The organism is Streptomyces sp. NPDC031365 (assembly GCF_055569765.1).
In genome coordinates this window covers 512418-533360 of record NZ_JBVIIM010000002.1, presented here as the reverse complement: position 1 = coordinate 533360, position 20943 = coordinate 512418, and the positions used below count along the sequence as shown (strand labels likewise).

General features: G+C 70.1%; 19 protein-coding genes and 1 riboswitch. Of the genes, 4 read left to right on the top strand and 15 right to left on the bottom strand.

Features of this window, described 5'->3' with window-relative positions:
• Nucleotides 1-98: 98 nt before the first annotated feature.
• From ACZ5C2_RS05080 to ACZ5C2_RS05060, 5 genes are all read right to left on the bottom strand, one after another.
• Nucleotides 99-1289, bottom strand: a complete 1191-nt coding sequence (locus ACZ5C2_RS05080) for a hypothetical protein (RefSeq protein WP_468786653.1) — start codon at nucleotides 1287-1289, stop codon at nucleotides 99-101.
• 33 nt (nucleotides 1290-1322) lie between these two features.
• The gene (locus ACZ5C2_RS05075; RefSeq protein ID WP_468786651.1) at nucleotides 1323-2336 is read right to left on the bottom strand and encodes a C40 family peptidase; all 1014 of its coding nucleotides are present in this window, start codon (nucleotides 2334-2336) and stop codon (nucleotides 1323-1325) included.
• Nucleotides 2337-2531: 195 nt separating this feature from the next.
• Complete coding sequence (locus ACZ5C2_RS05070) at nucleotides 2532-3572, bottom strand: C40 family peptidase (RefSeq protein ID WP_468786649.1); 1041 nt, start codon at nucleotides 3570-3572, stop codon at nucleotides 2532-2534.
• A gap of 232 nt (nucleotides 3573-3804) precedes the next feature.
• The gene (locus tag ACZ5C2_RS05065; RefSeq protein WP_468786647.1) at nucleotides 3805-5148 is read right to left on the bottom strand and encodes an NYN domain-containing protein; all 1344 of its coding nucleotides are present in this window, start codon (nucleotides 5146-5148) and stop codon (nucleotides 3805-3807) included.
• 67 nt (nucleotides 5149-5215) lie between these two features.
• Entirely contained in the window at nucleotides 5216-5455 is a 240-nt protein-coding gene (locus ACZ5C2_RS05060) for a hypothetical protein (protein WP_042165845.1), read from the bottom strand.
• Between the two features lie 157 nt (nucleotides 5456-5612).
• On the opposite strand from ACZ5C2_RS05060, the gene ACZ5C2_RS05055 reads away from it, so the two are divergent.
• Nucleotides 5613-6347: a rhomboid family intramembrane serine protease gene (locus ACZ5C2_RS05055; RefSeq protein ID WP_468786644.1), complete on the top strand. Its 735-nt coding sequence runs from the start codon at nucleotides 5613-5615 to the stop codon at nucleotides 6345-6347.
• Nucleotides 6344-6625 carry an Lrp/AsnC family transcriptional regulator gene (locus ACZ5C2_RS05050; protein ID WP_468786642.1) on the top strand — a complete coding sequence of 94 codons (282 nt, stop codon included), beginning with the start codon at nucleotides 6344-6346 and terminating at the stop codon, nucleotides 6623-6625. The genes ACZ5C2_RS05055 and ACZ5C2_RS05050 overlap by 4 nt, the downstream gene beginning before the upstream one ends.
• Nucleotides 6626-6738: 113 nt before the next feature.
• Here ACZ5C2_RS05050 and ACZ5C2_RS05045 read toward each other — a convergent pair whose 3' ends face one another.
• The 6 genes from ACZ5C2_RS05045 to ctaE all read right to left on the bottom strand — a co-directional run bounded on the left by ACZ5C2_RS05045 (nucleotide 6739) and on the right by ctaE (nucleotide 13875).
• Entirely contained in the window at nucleotides 6739-8106 is a 1368-nt protein-coding gene (locus tag ACZ5C2_RS05045; protein WP_468786640.1) for an aminotransferase class V-fold PLP-dependent enzyme, read from the bottom strand.
• A gap of 162 nt (nucleotides 8107-8268) precedes the next feature.
• Nucleotides 8269-8385, bottom strand: a riboswitch (SAM riboswitch).
• Between the two features lie 74 nt (nucleotides 8386-8459).
• Nucleotides 8460-9524, bottom strand: a complete 1065-nt coding sequence (gene trpD / locus ACZ5C2_RS05040) for an anthranilate phosphoribosyltransferase (protein WP_468786638.1) — start codon at nucleotides 9522-9524, stop codon at nucleotides 8460-8462.
• A 155-nt stretch (nucleotides 9525-9679) separates the two neighbouring features.
• Nucleotides 9680-11317 (bottom strand): cytochrome bc1 complex cytochrome b subunit, encoded by a 1638-nt coding sequence (gene qcrB / locus ACZ5C2_RS05035; protein ID WP_468786636.1) that lies wholly within the window; start codon nucleotides 11315-11317, stop codon nucleotides 9680-9682.
• Nucleotides 11314-12372 carry a cytochrome bc1 complex Rieske iron-sulfur subunit gene (gene qcrA / locus ACZ5C2_RS05030; protein WP_468786634.1) on the bottom strand — a complete coding sequence of 353 codons (1059 nt, stop codon included), beginning with the start codon at nucleotides 12370-12372 and terminating at the stop codon, nucleotides 11314-11316. The genes qcrB and qcrA overlap by 4 nt, the downstream gene beginning before the upstream one ends.
• On the bottom strand, nucleotides 12369-13181 hold the full coding sequence (qcrC, locus tag ACZ5C2_RS05025) for a cytochrome bc1 complex diheme cytochrome c subunit (protein WP_468786632.1): 813 nt from the start codon (nucleotides 13179-13181) through the stop codon (nucleotides 12369-12371). Before qcrC ends, qcrA begins: the two co-directional genes overlap by 4 nt.
• 82 nt (nucleotides 13182-13263) lie before the next feature.
• Complete coding sequence (gene ctaE, locus ACZ5C2_RS05020) at nucleotides 13264-13875, bottom strand: aa3-type cytochrome oxidase subunit III (protein WP_468786630.1); 612 nt, start codon at nucleotides 13873-13875, stop codon at nucleotides 13264-13266.
• A gap of 215 nt (nucleotides 13876-14090) precedes the next feature.
• Here ctaE and ACZ5C2_RS05015 point away from each other — a divergent pair, with 215 nt between their 5' ends.
• Nucleotides 14091-14492: a response regulator gene (locus ACZ5C2_RS05015; protein WP_468786628.1), complete on the top strand. Its 402-nt coding sequence runs from the start codon at nucleotides 14091-14093 to the stop codon at nucleotides 14490-14492.
• Between the two features lie 97 nt (nucleotides 14493-14589).
• Here the strand turns inward: ACZ5C2_RS05015 and ACZ5C2_RS05010 are convergent, their stop codons facing one another.
• From ACZ5C2_RS05010 to ctaC, 4 genes are all read right to left on the bottom strand, one after another.
• Nucleotides 14590-15858, bottom strand: coding sequence for a L,D-transpeptidase (locus tag ACZ5C2_RS05010; RefSeq protein ID WP_468786626.1), 1269 nt, complete (start codon nucleotides 15856-15858; stop codon nucleotides 14590-14592).
• 129 nt (nucleotides 15859-15987) lie between these two features.
• Entirely contained in the window at nucleotides 15988-16386 is a 399-nt protein-coding gene (locus tag ACZ5C2_RS05005) for a cytochrome c oxidase subunit 4 (protein WP_468786624.1), read from the bottom strand.
• Nucleotides 16383-18119 (bottom strand): aa3-type cytochrome oxidase subunit I, encoded by a 1737-nt coding sequence (gene ctaD / locus ACZ5C2_RS05000; RefSeq protein WP_468786622.1) that lies wholly within the window; start codon nucleotides 18117-18119, stop codon nucleotides 16383-16385. The genes ACZ5C2_RS05005 and ctaD overlap by 4 nt, the downstream gene beginning before the upstream one ends.
• Nucleotides 18116-19075: an aa3-type cytochrome oxidase subunit II gene (gene ctaC, locus ACZ5C2_RS04995; protein ID WP_468786620.1), complete on the bottom strand. Its 960-nt coding sequence runs from the start codon at nucleotides 19073-19075 to the stop codon at nucleotides 18116-18118. The genes ctaD and ctaC overlap by 4 nt, the downstream gene beginning before the upstream one ends.
• Before the next feature lie 272 nt (nucleotides 19076-19347).
• Here ctaC and ACZ5C2_RS04990 point away from each other — a divergent pair, with 272 nt between their 5' ends.
• The gene (locus ACZ5C2_RS04990) at nucleotides 19348-20736 is read left to right on the top strand and encodes an aminotransferase class V-fold PLP-dependent enzyme (RefSeq protein ID WP_468786618.1); all 1389 of its coding nucleotides are present in this window, start codon (nucleotides 19348-19350) and stop codon (nucleotides 20734-20736) included.
• Nucleotides 20737-20943: the final 207 nt, after the last annotated feature.

The following is a 20943-nucleotide window of genomic DNA, read 5'->3' as shown; positions in this document are numbered from 1 at the left end:
GCGGCACGACTGCCCGCGGAGAGCGGGGCACGGAGAGCGTGGCACGGAGAGTGGGGCGTGCGTGGCCGTGGGGTGGCTCGCGGGTGGCTGTGGGGTGGTCAGGCCAGGACGCGTTGCACGTAGTCGTGCCACTGCAGGGTGAAGGCCTCCGGGGTGGTGTCGAGGACCTTGTCGAGGGCGTGTTCGACCGCGCCGTCGCGGGACTCGTGGGCGCCCACCGTGCGGTAGAACGCGCGGAGGCGTTCCTCGCCCCAGCGGTCGGCGATCAGGCGGCAAGCCAGCCAGCCGCCCTCGTACGCCCGGGCCAGGCGGTCCGCGTCACCGGAGAAGCCGAACTCCTCGTCCTCCGGCAGGGCGCCCGGCGCCTCCCCCTGGCTCACCGCGTACGCGAGCTCCGGTGCGGCCTCGGCGGGGGCGCGGTCGCCGCCGCGGTAGCCGACCCAGTCGGCGAACCCCTCGGACAGCCACAGCGGGGTCGACGCGGAGGTGTGGGCGCGGGTGGCGACGTGGGTGGTCTCGTGGGTGAGGACGACCTGCCGGCCCGAGTCGCCGAGCAGTCCGAAGGCGTCCGGGTTGACGATGACGCGGTCCGCCGGCACCGGACCGTCCGTGCCGGTGGCGCCGGTGGTGACCGCCGCGATCCCCCGGTAGGAGGAGGCCGGTGAGCCCAGCAGGCCCGCCATGCCCTCCAGGGACTCCGGGACCAGGACGACGACCCGCCGGGTCCATCCCCGGCCCCAGGCGTCGGACACCGCGGGCACCGCGCGGTCCGCCAGCTCGGCGTATTCGCGCAGCTTTCCGGCGGGCTGCCCGACGCCCAGCACCAGGCTCCGCTCCCCCCGGACGGCCCGCGCCGCGCCCTGGTCCCACAGCTGCTGGCCGGACTTCTCCGCGGGGCGGTCGGAGTCGACGGACCAGTCACCGTCCCGGTCCCGGCTCAGGCTCAGGGAGCGGGTGGTGACCACCGGGGAGCGGTCGTGGCCCTCGACGCGGTAGCGCAGGTCGGCGGATGCGGTGGCGGAGTCGCCGGTGCGGTCCAGGGCGGTGACGCGGTAGGCCCAGTCCGCGAGCGGTATCGCGCGCAGGTTGTCGAAGCCGGCCCGGGTGCCGGTACCGGCGTACGCGGCGGCGTCGCGGTCGAGGACGGCCTCCGCGCGCCGGTCGAGGAGTGACTGCACCTCCGCGCGGGCGGCGTCGACAGCCGGTCCGCCCCCGCACGCCACCAGGGAGATGAGCAGCAGACACAGCGCCACCACCGACGCCCCCGACACCCGCCTTCGACCAGCCACCCTTCCGAGGGTACGGGCGCCGGGCCGTCCCGGTCAGACCCTGGTGACCGACGAGACCGGCATCATCCCGACCGGGTCGTAGCGCACGGGGGCGCCGGGGTAGGGCGCGTGGATCACCTGGCCGTTGCCCATGTACATCCCGACGTGGGAGGCGTCGGAGCGGTAGACGACCAGGTCACCGGGGCGTGCCTCGGAGAGCGGTACCTGCCGGCCGGCGTACCGCTGGGCCTGCGAGGTGCGCGGCAGCGCGACCCCTGCCTGGGCGTACGACCACTGGGTGAGTCCGGAGCAGTCGAAGCCGGAGGGGCCGTTGGCGCCCCAGACGTAGGGCCTGCCGAGGGCGGAGCGGGCGGCGGCGACGGCGGCGGCCGCCCGGCCCGAGGCGGGGACGCCGCCGGGGCCCAGCAGGTCCGTGCGGGCGGAACGGGTGGCGCGGTCCCAGGCGGCGCGTTCGCCGGCCGGGAGGGAGCCCAGCAGCCGGCGCGCCTCGGCGAGCTTGCTCTCGACGGTCCGCTTGTGGGCGGCGACCGCCTTGCGGCTCTTCTCCAGCGCGCTGAGCCGGCCGGCCGCCTCCGCGCGGTCCTGAGCGAGGGAGCGCAGGGCGCCCCGGAGCCTCCTCAGCTCACCGGCCTGGTGGGCGGTGATCCGGTCGAGGACGGAGGCCTTCTCGAGGTAGTCCTCCGGGTCGGAGGAGAGCAGCAGGGCGAGGGCCGGCTCCAGGCCGCCGGAGCGGTACTGGGCGCCGGCGAGCGACCCCAGCGACTCGCGCATGGTGTTGACGCGTTGCTGCTTGCGGGCGATCCCGTCCTGCGCGGCGGCAATCTGCCGGCGCAGGCCGTCGGCACGCTCGTCGGCCGCGTTGTAGGCCTCGGTCGCCTTCTCCGCCTCCTGGTAGAGACGGTCCACGTCGGCGCGGGTGTCGTCGTACGGAGCCGCCGCGGCCGGTGCCGCACCGAGAGCGGTGGCGGCAGCTGACAGCAGGCCGAGGGCGACGACGGCGCTCCGGTCGGATCCTGAGGATGGTGCGGTACGGCGATGGGACCCCACGGGAAGCCGCGCTCCTTCCGCTGGCGGACAGGGAAACGCGGCAGACAGTAGCGCCGGCGGTGGCGGGCGGACCAACGGCCCGGGCGGGCACACACGGTGACGCCCCGCCTGTGACCTGCGTCGGAGGCGGGGCGTGGGACGGATCGGCGCCGGTGCGATTCCCTCTAACGGGCGCACCGGACGCCGGGCGAAGCGCTAGACGCGGACGCCGAACATGAACGGGCCGCCGATGGTGTTCATCGACTCGTAGCGCACGACGGTGCCGGTGCGCGGGGCGTGGATGATCTGGCCGTTGCCCGCGTAGAGGCCCACGTGGTGCAGGTCGTTGAAGAAGAACACCAGGTCGCCGACCTTGAGCTGGCTGGTCGAGTAGATCTTGGTGCCCGCTCCGGTCTGCGACTCGGAGGTGCGCGGGATGCCGACGCCGGCCTGCGCGTACGCCCAGGAGGTCAGGCCCGAGCAGTCGAAGGAGGAGGGGCCGGTGGCACCGTAGACGTAGGGCGTGCCGAGCTTGCTCTGGGCGGCGGCGAAGGCGGCGGCGGCGCGGCCGGAACCGGCCGGGACGTTGGTCGAGAGGGCGTCGCGCTCGCTGGTGCGGGTGGCGCGGTTCTGCTCCTCGTTGAGCTGGGCCTTCTGCTCGGCGGTGAGGGTGTTGAGCAGCTTCTGCGCGGAGGAGAGCTTGCCCTGGACTTCCTTCTTCTTCTTGCCCAGTTCGGTGCGGGTGGAGGAGAGGTCCTTGAGCTTCTCGGACGCCTCGGAACGCTGCTGGGCGAGCTCGCGCTGCTTGTCCTGGATCTTCTTCAGCGCGTCGACCTGCTGGGTGCTCAACTGGTCGAGGGTGGACGCCTTGTCGAGGTAGTCGTCCGGGTCCGCGGAGAGGAAGAGCTGCAGGGAGGGGTCTATGCCGCCGCTGCGGTACTGGGCGCTGGCCATCGAACCGAGGCCGTCGCGCAGCTCGTTGAGCTCCTGCTGGCCCTTGGCGACGTTGTCCTGGATCGTGGAGATCTCCTTCTGGAGCTTCTCCTGCTTCTCCTTGGCCCCGTTGTACTTCTCGGTGGCCTGCTCGGCCTGCTCGTAGAGCTTGTCGACCTTGGCCTTGACCTCGTCCTTGCTCGGCTTCTCGCTCGGCGCGGCGTTGGCCGCCTGCGAGCTCATGACGACGGCAGCTGCGGCAGCGGTGGTGAGCACGGTCACGCGTGCGCGGCTCGGCTGCTTGGGACGACGGTGGGACGCCACGGAGACGAGCTCCTTCTCGAGAGTGATCGCGCGAGCGAGGGTTCGAAGGGAGACCCTAGTGATGTTCTTGTGATCAGTTCAAATCCCCGGACATAAAATCTCCGTTACAGCGGGTTTATTGGCCCTCAACTCACCTGCGGTGATGACTGATTGACGCTACGTTGCGTGACGGTTCCGTCAATTCGGGCAATCAACCTTGTACGTTGCACGAGGGACGGATGTACATCAGATACTAGGAAAGCCTCTTGAGGAGGACCGCCGACGCGACGGGGCGTGCGCCCGCGCGGGCGACCCCGTCGGCGACCTCGCGGTCGGTGGAGGCGACGATGACGGGCCGGCCCGGCGGCTCGGCGCGCACCAGCTGGCGGATGAGTTCGTCGGCGGTGACGCCCGGCTTGGAGAACAGCACACGCACTCCGCGCGGCGGCGCCAGCAGCACCGGCGCGGCGAGTTCGGCGCCGTCGAAGACGCAGGTGACCTCGGCGCCGGTCTGCGCGGCGAGCTGGGCGAGCTGGCCCAGCAGGCGCAGGCGCTGCTTCTCCAGGGGCATCTGGGGATAGCCGGTCTTGGTCACGTTGTATCCGTCCACGACGAGATGGGCCTGTGGCAGCGCCAGCAGCTGGTCGACGATGGCCGGATCGTTCTCGGAGAGGGCGCGGGCGGCGATGTCCTTCGGGGTCATGCGCCCCGGTTCCACGGCGTCCACGGTCTCGGCGGGCCGGACGGACACGGGAGGCAGTGCCAGCTCGCGCCGGAGCCCCTGGGTGGCTTCCAGGACGGTGTCCAGCAGCAGCCGTACCCGCATGTCCTCGACGCTGCGGCCCTCCCGGGCGGCCCGGCGGGCGGCCTCCAGGGCTGCCTCGCTCTCCTCCAGGCGGGCCTTGAGGCGCCGGCTCTCGCTCTCGGCGGCCGACACCTGGGCCTGGCCCTCGGCGCGCACGGACTCCATCTCGCCCCGCAGCTTGCGCACGGCGGCCTCGCCGCGCTTGACGTCGCTGAGGGCGGAGCGCAGCTTGCGGTGGAGCGACTCGGTCTCCTTCTTCGCCGACTCCAGCTCGGTGCGCAGCCGCTCGGTCTCGGACTTGGTGTGCTCGCGGGCCCGGGCGAGCTCGGCGCGCAGCCGGTCCAGCTCGGCCCGGGCCTCCTCGTCGGCGCGCTCGGCCTCGGCGCGCTGGGCCTCCTCGCCGGCGGCGGTCACCAGCTTGACCCAGCCGGCCGGGCGGAGCACATAGGCCGCGGCCGCCACGTCGAGCGGGTCCGCGGCCGGGGGCGGTGAGCCGGAGTCGAGGGCTCCGGTCAGTTCCGCCTGGGCCTCCCTGAGCTTCTCCCCGATGCGCTGCCGGAACGTCGCATCGCTCTCCAGGGCCGCCGCCATGGCGTTGCCGGCGAACTTGGCGCGGCGGTTCGGGGCGAACCGGGCGTACTGTCTGAGCTGAGCGGGCAGCTCGGCGACCGTGAGTCCGCCGAAGCCGTCGGCGACGATCTGGACGACCCGGCGGCGCACTCCGTCGGGCAGCGGACGGTCGAGCACCTCGGCGGCGCCGTCCTGCGGCCCCCCGCCCGTGGTCTCCACCATCCGTCACACCCCCATGCCTGTGTGCGACCCCGCGTGCGGGGTCACCATCAGCGGGGCCTGCTCCGCTTCAGGAGCCGGCGCCCGGCCTGTCCACGAGTTCCACCTGGTCCACGGCGTTGCACCAGCGGCACCGTACCGACTCGATCGTCTCACCGAGCACCTCGCGCTCCTCGACCTTGGGCTCTCCGGCCAGGTCGAGGTGGACGTACTCGACGACCTTCGACGAGCGGGTCACGTCGAAGCGGGTGAGGTTGCCGCAGAGGGTGCAACGCCACCGCGTCGAGGCCGTCGGCAGAGGAACCGTCATCGTGGCTGTTCGCCTTCCTTCCAGTGTCCGTGACGCACCGGGCTGCCCGGTGCGTGTGGCACGTAACCCTACGGCCTGGCGGGTCCCCACCGCCCGCCCGTCCATGGCGGCGAGGCGGTATGTGCGGTTGCGTCCGGTTGCGTCATGCTCTGTGTCCATGACCCGCAACTGGAGCGCGTCGGCCGCCACGGCGATCCGGGGCGCTTCCGCGCCGGTGACCCACACCCTCCTCGTGCTGTGCTGCCTGGTCTTCCTGATCGGGCCGGCCTCGGGCCTCAACCCGGCCCACGGTTCGGGGGAGGAACTGCTCGCCGCGCGGAGGGCCTACTTCCGGCACTGGGGCGTGGTCCCCGCAGACCTGTTCGATGGATCCCCCGGGGCCGTCCTCACCCCGGCCACGGCGTTGTTCGTACACGGAAGCTGGGTGCATCTGCTCGGCAACATGCTCTTCCTCCACGTCTTCGGAGCGATGGCCGAGGCACGGATGGGCCGGGTGCGGTTCACCCTGTGCTACGCCGGCTGCGGCTACCTGGCGCTGCTGGGGTACGCCGCGGCCGACGCGGACTCCGAGCGTGCCCTGGTCGGCGCGTCCGGAGCGATCTCGGCGGTGCTCGGGGCGTTCCTCTTCCTGTTCCCCCGGGCCCGGGTGACCAGTCTTCTGCCGTTCCTGTTCTTCCTGCCGGTGCGTCTGCCGGCATGGGTGGTGCTGCCGTTCTGGGCGGCACTGCAGTGGGCGGCCGCCGGGCGGACGGCCGACGGGCCGGTGGTGGCCCATCTGGCGCACCTGCTGGGGTTCGGGCTGGGCTTCGGCTACGCGTGGGTGTGTTTCGGCGGGGCGACTACAGTGAGGTCCGCCCCTGCTCCGGCCCCCGAGGGAGAGAACCAGCCGTGATCACCGCGATCGTCCTCATCAAGACCAGCGTGGACCGGATCCCCGAGATCGCGGAGCAGATCGCCGCGCTGGACAATGTCAGCGAGGTCTTCTCCGTCACCGGCACCTACGACCTGATCGCCATGGTCCGGGTCCGCGGGCACGAGGACCTGGCGGAGGTCATCCCCGGCCGGATCAGCAAGATCCCGGGCGTGGAGGGCACCGACACCCACGTGGCGTTCCGTACGTACTCGCAGCACGACCTGGAGGCGGCGTTCGCCATCGGCCTGGACAGCTGACACCGGTTCCGCGTGCAGTGCGTGGCGTCCGGCCGGTGATGGCTGCGCCCCCGCCGCCCCTTCCCGTCCCGAACCCGGGGCTCCGGGATGCAGGGACGGAGGGCGAGCATCCCTCAGGCGGAGGTGTCCGGGACGCAGCGGCCGTCCACCGTGCGGTAGGTCCAGCGGGCGCCGTCGCGGACGAGTTCGCGCACCGCCCGTACGAACCGCTCGACGTGCTCGTCGGGCGTGCCCGCCCCGAAGCTGACCCGGATGGCGTTGAGCGACTTCTCCCCGGGCGCCGCCTCGGGAGCGCGGCACTCGCCCTGCGTCTGCGGGGCGCTGCCGAGCAGCCTGCGCACCAGCGGGTGCGCGCAGAACAGCCCGTCGCGTACGCCGATGCCGTACTCGGCGGACAACGCGGCGGCGAAGTGGGAACTGTTCCAGCCCTCGACGACGAAGGAGAGCACACCGACGCGCGGGGCGTCGTCCCCGAACAGGGACAGGAACCGCACCTGGGGAACGTCCGCGAGCCCCGCGCGCACCGTGCGGATCAGCTCCTCCTCACGCACGGCCAGTGCCTCGAAGCCGGCCTCGATGAGCGTCTTGCAGGCGGAGGCGACGGCGTGGACACCGATGACGTTGGGCGAGCCGGCCTCGTGGCGGGCCGCGCTGTCGTGCCACTCCACGTCCACTCCCCCGTCCGCGCGCCGGGTGACCTTTCGGCTCGCGCCACCGCCGGCGAGGTACGGCTCGGCCGCCCGCAGCCAGTCGGAGCGGCCGGCCAGCACACCGGAGCCGAACGGGGCGTACAGCTTGTGCCCGGAGAAGGCCACCCAGTCGACGTCCAGGTCCCGCACGCTCACCGCGCGGTGAGGGGCGAGCTGGGCGGCGTCCAGCACGATCCGCGCGCCGTGCGCGTGGGCGGCGGCGGCGAGCTCCCGGACGGGCCACAGCTCGCCGGTCACGTTGGAGGCGCCGGTGACGCAGACCAGGGCCGGACCGTGCGGGTCACGGCCGGCGAGGGCGCGTTCCAGGGTCGTCACGGCCTCGCGGGGGCCCCCGGGGGCGTCGAGGTAGGTGACGCGCGCCTCCCGCCAGGGCAGCAGGGAGGCGTGGTGCTCGGTCTCGAAGACGAAGACCTCGCAGCCGTCGGGGAGCGCGGCGGCGAGCAGGTTGAGGGAGTCGGTGGTGGACCGGGTGAAGACCACCTGGTCCCCGCTGCGGCAGTCGAGGAACTCGGCGACGGTCCGGCGGGCGTCCTCGAACAGGTCGGTGGAGAGCTGGGACAGGTACCCGGCGCCCCGGTGGACGCTGCCGTAGTACGGCGCGTACGCGGCCACGTCGTCCCACACCCGCTGGAGGGCGGGGGCGCTGGCGGCGTAGTCGAGGGCGGCGTAGACGGCCTCGCCACCGGTGACGAGGGGGACGGTGACGTCCCGGCCCAGGACGGGCAGCGGGGCACAGACGGAGCGGTCGGCGGCAACGGTGGAGACGGACATGGCACAACTCCCGTGAGGCAGACGGAATCCCCGCGCGAGCGGACGACGCTCAAGCGCGGAAGGGAAGAGAAGAGGGGTTTGCGGAGGCGGGGCTCGGCAGCCCTAGCGCATTCGCTGGCTCACGGAAGGCTCCTCGACGACCAGGACCCCTGGCGTGCGAGGGGTCCGCGCTTGCCGTGAGCCCTGCTGCCCACGGCCTGGTCCTCACCCGGGGCACCCCGCCACGGACGGAGGGTTGCCGGACAGCCGGCCGGGGCCTGATGGCTGTCACTCGTGACCTGGACAGGAAGGTACTGAAGTGATCGGCGTCCCGCAACCCGTGTCCGGATCGCGGGACATCCCGACGGTGGGTCCTACGCGTTGCTGACGGCGACCCAGCGCTCCAGGATCCGCTGGGCGGCCCCCGAGTCGATCGCCTCGGCCGCCTTGGCCATCCCGGCGCGGATCTGTTCGGTCAGGGTGCCGGAGCTGGGCTCCAGGGCCACCAGCGCCGCCGCCGAGTTCAGCAGCACCGCGTCCCGTACCGGGCCGGTCTCACCGTCCAGCAGCCTGCGGGCGACCTCCGCGTTGTAGGAGGCGTCGGCGCCGCGCAGGGCCTCCACGGGCACCAGGTCGATGCCGACCTCGCGCGGGTCGAAGGTCTCCTCCTTGACGTGGCCGTCCCGGACCACCCACACCCTGGAGGTGGCGGTGGTCGTCAGCTCGTCCAGGCCGTCGTCGCCGCGGAACACCAGCGAGGAGTGACCGCGTCCGGCGAAGACCCCGGCCATGATGGGGGCCATCCGGAGGTCGGCGACCCCGACCGCCTGGGCCTTGACCTTCGCCGGATTGGCCAGCGGGCCGAGGAAGTTGAACACCGTGCGGATGCCCAGCTGACCGCGCGCGGCGGCCACGTGGCGCAGCGCCGGGTGGAACTTCACCGCGAAGCAGAAGGTGATCCCGGCCTCCTCGGCCACCTCGGCCACCCGTCGCGGGGTCAGCTGCAGATTGACGCCGAGCTTCTCCAGGACGTCGGAGGCGCCGGACGCGGAGGAGGCGGCCCGGTTGCCGTGCTTGACGACCTTCGCGCCGGTGCCGGCCACGACGATCGAGGACATCGTGGAGATGTTCACCGTCTTGGCGCCGTCGCCGCCGGTGCCGACGATGTCGACCGTGGCGCCCGGCACCTCGATCACATGGGCGTGGTCGTACAGGGCGCGTACACAGCCGGTGATCTCCTCGACGGTCTCACCCTTGGCCCGCAGGGAGACCGCGAACCCGGCGATCTGCGCGTCGGTCGCCTCGCCGCGCATGATCAGGTCCATCGCCCACGCCGTGTCGTCGGCGGACAGGTTCCGGCCGTCCAGCAGTCCGTTCAGCAGGGCGGGCCAGGAACGGCCCGCCGCGGTGTCGCCTCCAGCGGGGGTCACAGCGCTCATGGCCGCTCCTGATGGTCGTGGAAGAGTCCCGGGAACCGGACGAGGTTCCGGGCTCCACCCTATCCAGCTTCGGGGACGCCGAAGGGCCCCCGTCCGCAGAACGGACGGGGGCCCTTCGCCGTCGTGTGGCGACTGGGGTGAGGCGCGTCAGGCGATCAGTGGTGGCCGTGGCCGCTCGAGATCTCCTTGTACTCCTCGACGGTGGGCTTCGCGACCTGCGACTCCTCGCCGTAGTACCCCTTGCTCAGCTTGGCGCGCAGCTTCTCGCTCATCTTCACCTTGCGCCGGACACCGTTCTCGTCGACCGTGGGGCCGATCTCGACCGGCTTGTACTGCTCGTGCGCGGTGAGGGTGTGCAGCTGCTCCTGGCTGAGCGGCTCGTGGACCTCGATGAACTCGCCGTGCGGCAGACGCTTGATGATGCCCGACTCACGGCCGTGCAGCACCTTGTCCTTGTCCCGGCGCTGGAGGCCGAGGCAGATCCGCTTGGTGACGATGAACGCCACGACCGGCGCGACGAAGAACGCGACCCGTACGAACCAGGTGATGGCGTTGATCGACAGGTGGAAGTGGGTGGCCCACAGGTCGTTGCCGCCACCGACGAGGAGCACGAAGTACAGCGTGATCCAGGCGACGCCGAAGGCGGTGCGCGTCGGGGCGTTGCGCGGGCGGTCCAGGATGTGGTGCTCGCGCTTGTCGCCGGTGACCCAGGACTCGATGAACGGGTAGACCGCGATCGAGACCAGGACCAGCGGGAAGATCATCAGCGGGATGAACACACCCAGGACGAGCGTGTGACCCCAGAAGTTGATCTCCCAGCCCGGCATGACACGGATCAGGCCCTCGGAGAAGCCCATGTACCAGTCCGGCTGGGCGCCGGTGGAGACCATGTCCGGCCGGTAGGGACCGATGTTCCAGATCGGGTTGATCGTGGCGACCGCCGAGACGACGGCGAGCACACCGAAGACCAGGAAGAAGAACCCTCCGGCCTTGGCCATGTACACCGGCAGCAGCGGCATGCCCACGACGTTCTTGTTGGTCTTGCCGGGGCCCGCGAACTGCGTGTGCTTGTGGTAGAAGACCAGGATCAGGTGTGCCACCACGAGCCCGAGCATGATGCCCGGCAGCAGCAGGACGTGGACCGAGAAGAACCGGGCGATGAAGTCGTCCCCCGGGAACTCGCCGCCGAAGAGGAAGAACGACAGGTACGTGCCGACGATCGGCACGGACAGGACCGCGCCCTCCATGAAGCGGATACCGGTGCCGGAGAGCAGGTCGTCCGGGAGCGAGTAACCGGTGAAACCGGTGAACATGCCCAGGACGAACAGCAGGAAGCCGAACAGCCAGTTGATCTCACGCGGCTTGCGGAACGCGCCGGTGAAGAACACGCGCATCATGTGCACGAACATGCCGGCCAGGAAGACCAGCGCGGCCCAGTGGTGGATCTGCCGGATCAGCAGACCGCCACGGACGTCGAAGCTGATGTCCAGCGTCGACTTGTAGGCCTCACTCATCAGCTGGCCCTGCATGGGCACGTACGAGCCGTGGTACTCCACCTCGTTCATCGACGGGTGGAAGAACAGCGTCAGGTACACACCCGTGAGGATGATGATGATGAAGCTGTAGAGGCAGATCTCACCCAGCATGAACGACCAGTGGTCGGGGAAGATCTTGCGCATGTTGGCCTTGGCCAGGGAGTAGATCCCCAGCCGGCCGTCGGCCCAGTCGGCAACCTTCTCGCCGGCCGGTGCCTTCCCGCGCGAGCGGGACTCGGGGGTCGTTGCAGTACTCATCCGCGCTCCCAGAAGGCAGGACCGACGGGCTCGTCGAAGTCGCCGAGCGCTTCGAGGTAGCCCTCGTCGTTCACGCCGATGCGCAGCTGCGGCAGGGCGTGACCGGCAGGACCGAAGATGACCTTGGCACCGTCGGAGAGGTCGAAGGTGGACTGGTGACAGGGGCACAGCGCGTGATGCGTCTGCTGCTCGTACAGGGAGATCGGGCAACCGACGTGGGTGCAGATCTTCGAGTAGGCAAGGATCCCCTCGTGCGACCACTCCAGCGCCTGCTTGTCCTTGATGTCCTCCGGCTGGATGCGGACCAGCATCAGGGCGGCCTTGGCGATCTCGGTCATGAAGCCGTGGTCGTGCTCCTCCAGGCCCTCGGGCTTGGCGAAGGCCAGCGAGCCCACGATGATGTCGGACGGCCGCAGAGGCTCGTTCGTGTTCATGTTGACCAGCAGCTTGCCCTTGGACCACATGGTCTCGCGCAGCTTGGTCCCGGGCAGCGGACCGAGGTCGCGCAGCAGCACCACGCCGGAGAGCGGGAACAGGGCCAGCGCGCCGAACATCGTGTTGCGGATCAGCTTGCGGCGGCCGAGCGCCGACTCCTTGGCACCCTGGCGGAAGTCGTCCATCACCTGCGCCTTGACCTCCGGGGAGGCCTCGACCGGGTGACGCTCGTCGGCGATCTCGTGGTCCGACATCAGCGTGCGGGCCCAGTGGACCGCGCCGGCGCCGATGGCGAACAGGGCGACACCGAGGGTCATGCCCAGCGCGAAGTTCAGTGCGCTGATGTGACCGAGCGGGAAGATGTAGACCGTCTCGTCGACCGGGATCGTCACGTACGAGGCGATGAAGCCGACGGTGGCCAGCATCGACAGCGTGAACAGCAGGGCGACCGTGCGCTCGGACCGCTTGGCGGCCCGCTCGTCGAGGTCCTGGATCCGGTGCTCGTGGGGCGGCAGGCCCGGGTCGGCGAACGGGTTCTTCTCGTCCGCGAGCTTCACCGAGCCGTGGGCGGTGTCCTGCGCTGCGGGCAGGTTCTCTTCTGGGATGTCTTGGCTACTCATGACTTCTTGGCCTTTGCGGTCCGAGCGGCGACCCAGACGGCGACCGCGATCAGCGCGCCCAGTCCGAAGACCCACGCGAACAGACCCTCCGAGACCGGGCCGAGTCCGCCGAGCGCGAGGCCGCCGGGGCTCTCGGACTCATCGCTGTTGACCGCGTCCAGGTACGCGATGATGTCCTTCTTGTTCTGCTCGGACAGCGTGCTGTCGGGGAAGGAGGGCATGTTCTGCGGGCCGGTGAGCATGGCCTCGTAGATGTGCTTGGGCGCGACGTCCTCGAGGTCGGGGGCGTACTTGCCGTTGGTGAGCGCACCGCCCTTGCCGGTGAAGTTGTGGCACTGCGCGCAGTTGTTGCGGAACAGTTCACCGCCCTTGGCGATGTCGGCACCCTCGGGGCCGTACTGCTCCTCGGTCGGGACGGCCGGGCCGGCGCCCAGGGAGGCGATGTACGCCGCCAGCTGGTCGATCTCGGCCTGCGAGTAGACGGCCGGCTTGTTGGGCAGCTGTGCGCCCTGCGAGGTGGCGGCCGGCATACGGCCGGTGCTCACCTGGAAGTCGACCGCGGCGGCACCCACGCCCACCAGGCTCGGGCCGTCGGAGGAGCCCTGACCGCCGGTGCCGTGGCAGCTGGCGCAGCCGACCGCGTAGAGCTTCTTGCCCTCCTCGATGGTGAGGGACTGGGCGGTTTCGTCGGCCTGCGCCTTGTCCGCGGGTGCGAACACGGCGTAGAGCCCCCCGGTGCATGCCAGCGCGAGGAGTAGGACGACGAGCGCCGCCAGAGGGTGGCGTCGTCGTGCGGAGAGCTTTTTCACGGATTACCCCGGTGTCAGGATCTTCTGCGTCGATGCTTCTGGTTGGTGCGCTGCTTCGAGCGCGCGAGGCTGTGGGCCCGTGCTACTTGATCATGTAGATCGTGGCGAAGAGGCCGATCCAGACGACGTCGACGAAGTGCCAGTAATAGGACACGACGATGGCTGCCGTCGCCTGCTCGTGGGTGAACCTCCGTGCCGCATAGGTGCGGCCCAGGACCAGCAGGAAGGCGATGAGACCGCCCGTCACATGCAGGCCGTGGAAGCCGGTGGTCAGGTAGAAGGCCGAGCCGTATGCGTCGGAGGAGAGGGACAGGCCCTCGTGCTTGACCAGCTCGGTGTATTCGAGGACCTGACCGCCGATGAAGACCGCGCCCATGATGAAGGTGACGATGAACCACATCCGGAGCTTCTTCACGTCACCGCGCTCGGCGGCGAACACGCCGAGCTGGCAGGTGAGAGAGGAGAGCACCAGGATCGTGGTGTTCGCCGCCGAGAACGGGAAGTTCAGGGCGTCGGCCTTCTCCGACCAGAAGTCGGGTCCGGTCACCGATCGCAGGGTGAAGTACATCGCGAAGAGGGCCGCGAAGAACATCAGCTCGGAACTCAGCCAGATGATGGTTCCGACGCTGGTGAGGTTCGGTCGGTTGACCGACGGGGGCGCGTGCCCGGTATCTACTGTCGTTGCTGTCGCCACGCCGACATTATGTCGGTCGCTTATCCCGCCCTCACTCCCGGGGGTGCCGTTCGGTGTGTTCCCCCCTCCTGGACTGCCCGGATGGCCCACCCGAGGCCCCTTCGAAGCCGTGTCCGAACCCGTGCTGACAAGCGGTCCGAGGGGGTAGCATCCGCGCCATCGGTACCCGAGGGTCCCGACAGAGCCGTGCCCTCTCTCTTACGCGTGGAGGAACAATGCAGGCGACCGCCACGGTGCTGGTCTACAGCGACGACGCCAACACCCGGGAGCAGGTGCGCCTCGCGACCGGGCGGCGGCCGGCTCCGGACGTGCCCGTAGTGGAGTTCGTGGAGTGTGCGACCCAGGCAGCCGTGCTCACGGAGCTGGACCGGGGTGGCATCGATGTGTGCGTGTTCGACGGCGAGGCCGTGCCGATGGGCGGCATGGGACTGTGCCGCCAGATCAAGGACGAGGTGTTCAACTGCCCGCCGGTGCTGCTGCTGATCGGGCGGCCGCAGGACGCGTGGCTGGCGACGTGGAGTCGGGCGGAGTCGGCGGTGACCCTGCCGGTCGAGCCGGTGGAGTTCGCGTCCGCGCTGGCGGCGCTGCTGCGGCAGAAGCGGCTGCAGAGCGCGTAGTGACTCCGTCGGTTCCAGTGACTCCGTCGGTTCTGTCGTGGGGCGGCTGCGGGTCCGGCGGTGGCTGGGCGCGCCGTTCCCCGCGCCCCTGAGGGGGTTACACGGCCGTGGGGCGCAGGCGTGAGGTGTCCTGGGTGTTCGGGGACTTGCCGACGGTCAGGGCGCTGCCCGCGCGCCACTTGGTCCAGTCGAGGTTCCAGTCGCCGTAACCGTTGCCGAAGGGTTCCATCATGTCGCCGGCCGAGTTGACGACCTCCACGATGTCGCCCTGGCGGACGGTGTCGAAGAACCACTCGGCGTTGCCGGTGTTCATGCCCACGCAGCCGTGGCTGACGTTGGCGTAGCCCTGGGATCCGACGGACCACGGGGCGGCGTGCACGTATTCGCCGCTCCAGGTCACCCGGGTGGCGTAGCGGACGTCCAGGTCGTACGACTCCGACGAGCCCTCGGCGATGCCCACGGTGGTGCTGCGCATGCGTACGAAGGGTTCCTTGGCGAGGACCACCTTGACGCCGTTGCGGGTCTCGAAGCCGGGCTTGCCGGTGGTGACGGGGATCTGCTTGATCTCCTCACCGTTCTTGAAGACCGTCAGGCGGTGCGAGGCGGCGTCGGTGAGGGCTATCACCCGGTCGCCGGTGCGGATCGTCAGCGGCTTGGACGGGGCGCCCCGCAGCCGGTCACCGATCTTGATGCCCTCCAGGGTGCTGCGCGCCCGGACGGTGGCGTGGGCCGGCCAGTACTCCTTCGGGCGGTAGTGCAGCTTCTTGTCGTCGACCCAGTGCCAGGCACCGCGCACGGCAGGCGTGGAGTCGACCTTGAGGGCACGTTCCACGACGGCCCGCTGGGCCCGGTCCCTGACCGGAGTGTTCAGCTCGGCGGTGAGGGGCTGGCCGACGCCGTACGTGCCCGCCTCGGGCCCGAAGGTGACGGCCAGGCGCTTGGTGGTGGCCGGCTTGCCGGTGGTGAAGGTGAGGACCTTGCGGCCGGGGGCACCGTCCTCGTCCTCGGTGCTCACCCGGACCGTGTACCGGGCGTTGGCGGCCAGCGGGGAGGTGCTGTGCCAGCGGCTGCCGTCCGCGGCCAGTTCGCCCGCCACGTAGCGCCCTGAGGCGTCCACGGCGGTGACGTCCGTGAGGCGGCCGGAGTCCTCGGCGACGACTTCCAGGGGCTTGTCGGGGTCGGCCGGCTTGTCCCCGTCCACGGACCCGCCGAAGGAGATCTGGTCCGCCGCGTCGTAGGGCTCGGCGGACAGGGGGTCGTCGGATGAGCAACCGGTGACTCCCGCTCCGAGGGCGATCACCAGCAGCGTGCAGCCGACGGCACGGCTCCGGCCGCCCGCGCCACGAAGGATCTCTGTGTGCCTCATGGCGTCACGCTAGGCAGCCGTGCCGGGCCGGGCTCACTGGACGGGCCGAACGGGTGACGGTGGGCGGCGCAAACAAGGGCCCGGACGCTCCTGACGGAGTGTCCGGGCCCCGATGTGCCGTGGCTCGTGTTACTGGGTGCGGTTCTCACCGCGGTAGTACTCGAAGACCCAGCCCCAGATGCCGATCAGGAGCAGCGGCGCCGAGAAGTACAGCAGCCACCAGCCGACCGCGACGCCCAGGAAGGCCAGGGCGGCACCCGCGGCGAGGAGCAGCGGCTGCCAGCTGTGCGGGCTGAAGAACCCGATCTCTCCGGCGTCGTCGGCGACGTCAGCTTCCTTGTTGTCCTGCGCGCCCACGTCGACCCGCCGGGCCGTGAAGCCCAGGTAGAAGCCGACCATGATGCACAGGCCGAACGCCAGGAAGAGTGCGGTGGTACCGACCGGCTCCTTCGACCACACGCCGTAGACACCGGCGACCAGGAGGAAGAAGACGCTCAGCCACATGAACAGGTTGCCCTGGATCTTCACTTGCCGGCCTCCTTGTCGCCAGCGAGGGCCTTCTCCCCGTGACCGGCGTTCTCGAGCTGGTCGAGCGCGGCGATCTCCGGGTGATGCAGGTCGAACGCCGGGGATTCACTGCGGATCCGCGGCAGGGTGAGGAAGTTGTGCCGCGGGGGCGGGCAGGAGGTCGCCCACTCCAGGGAACGTCCGTAGCCCCACGGGTCGTCCACGCCGACCGGCTTGCCGTACTTGGCCGTCTTCCAGATGTTGTAGAAGAACGGCAGCAGCGACATGCCGAGCAGGAACGAGGCGATCGTGGAGATCGTGTTCAAAGCGGTGAAGCCGTCGGCCGCGAGGTAGTCCGCGTACCGGCGCGGCATGCCCTCGACGCCCAGCCAGTGCTGGATGAGGAACGTGCCGTGGAAGCCGATGAACAGCGTCCAGAAGGTGATCTTGCCCAGACGCTCGTCCAGCATCTTGCCGGTGAACTTCGGCCACCAGAAGTGGAAGCCGGCGAACATCGCGAACACGACCGTGCCGAACACCACGTAGTGGAAGTGCGCCACCACGAAGTACGAGTCCGTGACGTGGAAGTCCAGCGGCGGCGAGGCCAGGATCACGCCGGTCAGACCACCGAAGACGAAGGTGATCAGGAAGCCCAGCGTCCAGAGCATCGGTGTCTCGAAGGACAGGCTGCCCTTCCACATGGTGCCGATCCAGTTGAAGAACTTCACGCCGGTCGGGACCGCGATCAGGAAGGTCATGAAGGAGAAGAACGGCAGCAGCACACCGCCGGTGGCGTACATGTGGTGCGCCCACACCGTGACCGACAGACCCGCGATCGCGATGGTCGCGCCGATCAGACCCATGTAGCCGAACATCGGCTTGCGGGCGAAGACCGGGATGATCTCGGAGACGATGCCGAAGAACGGCAGCGCGATGATGTACACCTCGGGGTGGCCGAAGAACCAGAACAGGTGCTGCCACAACAACGCCCCGCCGTTGGCCGAGTCGAAGATGTGCGCACCGAACTGACGGTCCGCCTCCAGTGCGAACAGCGCCGCCGCCAGCACCGGGAACACGATGATGGCCAGCAGTGCCGTCAGCAGCACGTTCCAGGTGAAGATCGGCATGCGGAACATCGTCATACCGGGACCACGCATGCAGATGATCGTGGTGATGAAGTTGACCGAACCGAGGATGGTTCCGAAGCCGGAGAGCCCCAGACCCATGATCCACATGTCGGCGCCGACGCCCGGCGAGCGGACCACGTCCGACAGCGGGGAGTACGCGAACCAGCCGAAGCTGGCCGCGCCGTCCGGGGTGAGGAAGCCCCCCACGGCGATCAGCGAGCCGAACAGGTACAGCCAGTAGGAGAACATGTTCAGCCGCGGGAACGCCACGTCGGGCGCGCCGATCTGCAGCGGCATGATCCAGTTCGCGAAGCCCACGAAGAGCGGCGTCGCGAACATCAGCAGCATGATCGTGCCGTGCATCGTGAACGCCTGGTTGAACTGCTCGTTCGACACGATCTGCAGACCCGGCCGGGCCAGCTCGGCACGCATGACCAGGGCCATGATGCCGCCGATGACGAAGAACGCGAACGACGTCACCAGGTACATGGTGCCGATCGTCTTGTGGTCGGTGGTCGTCATCCACTTGACGACCACGCCGCCACGGTTCTGGCGCCGTACCGGCAGCTCGTCCTCGTAGTGGGACCCGGCTGCCTCGGCACCCTGAGGTTGATTGAGGATGCTCACAGGATGTTCGTCTCCCGGTTCTTCTCAGGGCCCGTCTGTCCGATGCCGGCGGGCACGTAACCGGTCTGGCCCTTCTTCACGAGGTCCTTCAGGTGCTGCTCGTAACGCTCAGGGGAGACCACCTTCACGTTGAACAGCATCCGGGAGTGGTCGACGCCGCAGAGCTCGGCGCACTTGCCGAGGAAGGTGCCCTCACGGCTGGGGGTCACCTCGAAGGCGTTGGTGTGGCCCGGGATGACGTCCTGCTTCATCAGGAACGGAACCACCCAGAAGGAGTGGATGACGTCCCGCGAGGTCAGTACGAAGCGGACCCGCTTGCCCTCGGGCAGCCACAGGGTGGGGCCGGGGTTGTTGGTCTGCGGGTTACGGGTGTTGGGCGTGCCGCAGTCGTAGGCGCCACCGGCGTCGGCCGGGAAGGCGTCCTTGTAACGCTGCGGAATCGCGTCCAGTTCCTTGGACTTCTTGGCGTCCCCGGTGGAACCGTCGACGTTCTCGACGTAGTTGAAGCACCAGCTCCACTGGAAGCCGACCACGTTGACCGTGACGTCGGGACTCTTCTCGAGCCGCAACAGCTCGGATTCGTCACGCGCGGTGAAATAGAAGAACACCGACACGATGATGAGCGGAACCACCGTGTACAGCGCCTCGATGGGCATGTTGTACCGGGTCTGCGGAGGAACCTCCACCTTGGTGCGGCTGCGCCGGTGGAAGAAAACACTCCACAGAATCAGGCCCCACACCAGCAGGCCGACGACGAGCGCGGCGGCCCACGATCCCTGCCACAGGGAGAGGATCAGCGGAGCCTCTTCCGTGGTGGGCGTGGGCATACCAAGGCGGGGGAAGTCCTCCCATGTGCAACCGGTGGCGGTCGCCAGGACCAGGCCCGCGGTCAGTGCCTGCAGCAGCTTCCGCCGCATGGGGCGCCGCGGCGAGCGGTCGGAGCCGTTGGGACTCACGTAGCGCCTTCCCGAGAGTCTCGCCCGCGCTGTACGGCTGCGCCCTGGCCTTGTCGCGGGTCGGTCGCCGCCCTGCGTCGGGCAGGGGTTTGGATGTTTATGCGGACCAAACCCTAGCCGACGCCCTCCAGGGGGTCGTGAGGAGGGGTGCCATACGCGCCGCGGGTTACACCGAGCGCTTCATCACTCGGGGGTACGGGTTCGTGCGGCGGCTGCGGCGGCGGCGCGGCTGATCGCAGGGTTCCCCTCCCCTGGGGGGTTAGCGTTGCCGTGTGCCCTACTTCGATGCCGCTTCCGGTGCCCCTCTTCATCCTGTTGCCCGTCAGGCGCTGATGGCCTCCCTCGACGAGGGGTGGGCGGATCCCGCGCGGTTGTACCGGGAGGGGCGGCGGGCGCGGATGCTGTTGGACGCGGCGCGGGGCGCTGCCGCGGAGGCCGTGGGGTGCCGGGCGGACGAACTGGTGTTCACCTCGTCAGGCACCTCGGCGGTGCACTCGGGGATCGCGGGGGCGCTGGCCGGGCGGCGGCGCGCGGGGCATCACCTGATCGTGTCTGCCGTCGAGCACTCTTCCGTACTCCATGCGGCGGAGGTTCACCTGGCCGGCGGTGGGTCGGTCACCGAGGTCGCGGTGGAACGCACGGGAGCCGTGAGCCCGTCCGGGTACGCCGAGGCACTGCGGCCGGACACCGCGCTCGCGTGTCTGCAGTCGGCCAACCATGAGGTGGGGACCGTTCAGCCGGTGGGCGAGGTGGCCGCGGCGTGCCGGGCGGCGGGCGTGCCGCTGCTGGTGGACGCGGCCCAGTCGCTGGGCTGGGGTCCGGTGGAGGGCGACTGGTCGCTGCTCGCGGCGAGCGCCCACAAGTGGGGCGGCCCTCCGGGGGTGGGGCTGCTCGTCGTACGCAAGGGGGTGCGGTTCGCGCCCCAGGGACCGCGCGACGAACGGGAGTCGGGCCGGGCGGCTGGGTTCGAGAACCTTCCGGCGATCGTGGCCGCGGCGGCGTCCCTGCGGGCCGTGCGGGCGGAGGCGGCCGAGGAGGCGGTACGGCTGCGGGAACTGACGGAGCGGATCCGGACGCGGGTGCCGGGGCTGGTGCCGGACGTGGAGGTGGTCGGCGACCCGGAACGGCGGCTGCCGGGGATCGTCACCTTCTCCTGTCTCTATGTCGACGGGGAGACACTGCTGCACGACCTGGACCGCGCCGGGTTCTCCGTGTCCTCCGGTTCCTCCTGTACGAGCAGCACGCTGACGCCCAGCCATGTGCTCAGGGCGATGGGTGTGCTCAGCGAGGGCAACATCCGCGTCTCGCTGCCGCCGGGGACACGGGAGGAGGACGTCGAGCGCTTCCTGACGGTCCTGCCGGAGGTGGTGGCGGAGGTCCGGGAGAAGCTGGGGGCGCCGGTGTCCGCCGGGGACGTCGTGACCCGGCAGGGAGAGGACGCCCTGGTCGTGGACGCGCTGGGCCGGCGCTGCCCGGTCCCGGTGATCGAGCTGGCCAAGGTGATCGGGGACGTCCCGGTGGGCGGCACGGTCCGTGTCCTCGCCGACGACGAGGCGGCCCGCCTGGACATCCCGGCATGGTGCGAGATGCGTGGCCAGCAGTACCTCGGCGAAGAACCGGCAGCCGAAGGAACGGCCTACATGATCCGCCGGCTCAACTGACCCCCCAGGTGCGCGAGGAACCGCGCACCCCAAACGTCAAGGGGGCCGGCCCCTCACCAGGAACGCGGCGAGCACCGCACCCCTCAAGGGCGCGAGGAAGCGCGCACCTCAGACGCAAGGAGGGCCGGCCCCTCACCAGGGCCGCCGCGGACAGCTCGTTCTTTCAGGGGCGCGGGGAACTGCGCGACCAGCCCCCACGCACCCCTC

Bases quoted from the DNA above. Each gene is read 5' to 3' on its own strand.
- ACZ5C2_RS05065 (WP_468786647.1), bottom strand. From the start codon at position 5,148: ATGGTGGAGACCACGGGCGGGGGGCCGCAGGACGGCGCCGCCGAGGTG.
- ACZ5C2_RS05060 (WP_042165845.1), bottom strand. From the start codon at position 5,455: ATGACGGTTCCTCTGCCGACGGCCTCGACGCGGTGGCGTTGCACCCTC.
- ACZ5C2_RS05055 (WP_468786644.1), top strand. From the start codon at position 5,613: ATGACCCGCAACTGGAGCGCGTCGGCCGCCACGGCGATCCGGGGCGCT.
- ACZ5C2_RS05045 (WP_468786640.1), bottom strand. From the start codon at position 8,106: ATGTCCGTCTCCACCGTTGCCGCCGACCGCTCCGTCTGTGCCCCGCTG.
- trpD (WP_468786638.1), bottom strand. From the start codon at position 9,524: ATGAGCGCTGTGACCCCCGCTGGAGGCGACACCGCGGCGGGCCGTTCC.
- qcrB (WP_468786636.1), bottom strand. From the start codon at position 11,317: ATGAGTACTGCAACGACCCCCGAGTCCCGCTCGCGCGGGAAGGCACCG.
- qcrA (WP_468786634.1), bottom strand. From the start codon at position 12,372: ATGAGTAGCCAAGACATCCCAGAAGAGAACCTGCCCGCAGCGCAGGAC.
- ACZ5C2_RS05015 (WP_468786628.1), top strand. From the start codon at position 14,091: ATGCAGGCGACCGCCACGGTGCTGGTCTACAGCGACGACGCCAACACC.
- ACZ5C2_RS05010 (WP_468786626.1), bottom strand. From the start codon at position 15,858: ATGAGGCACACAGAGATCCTTCGTGGCGCGGGCGGCCGGAGCCGTGCC.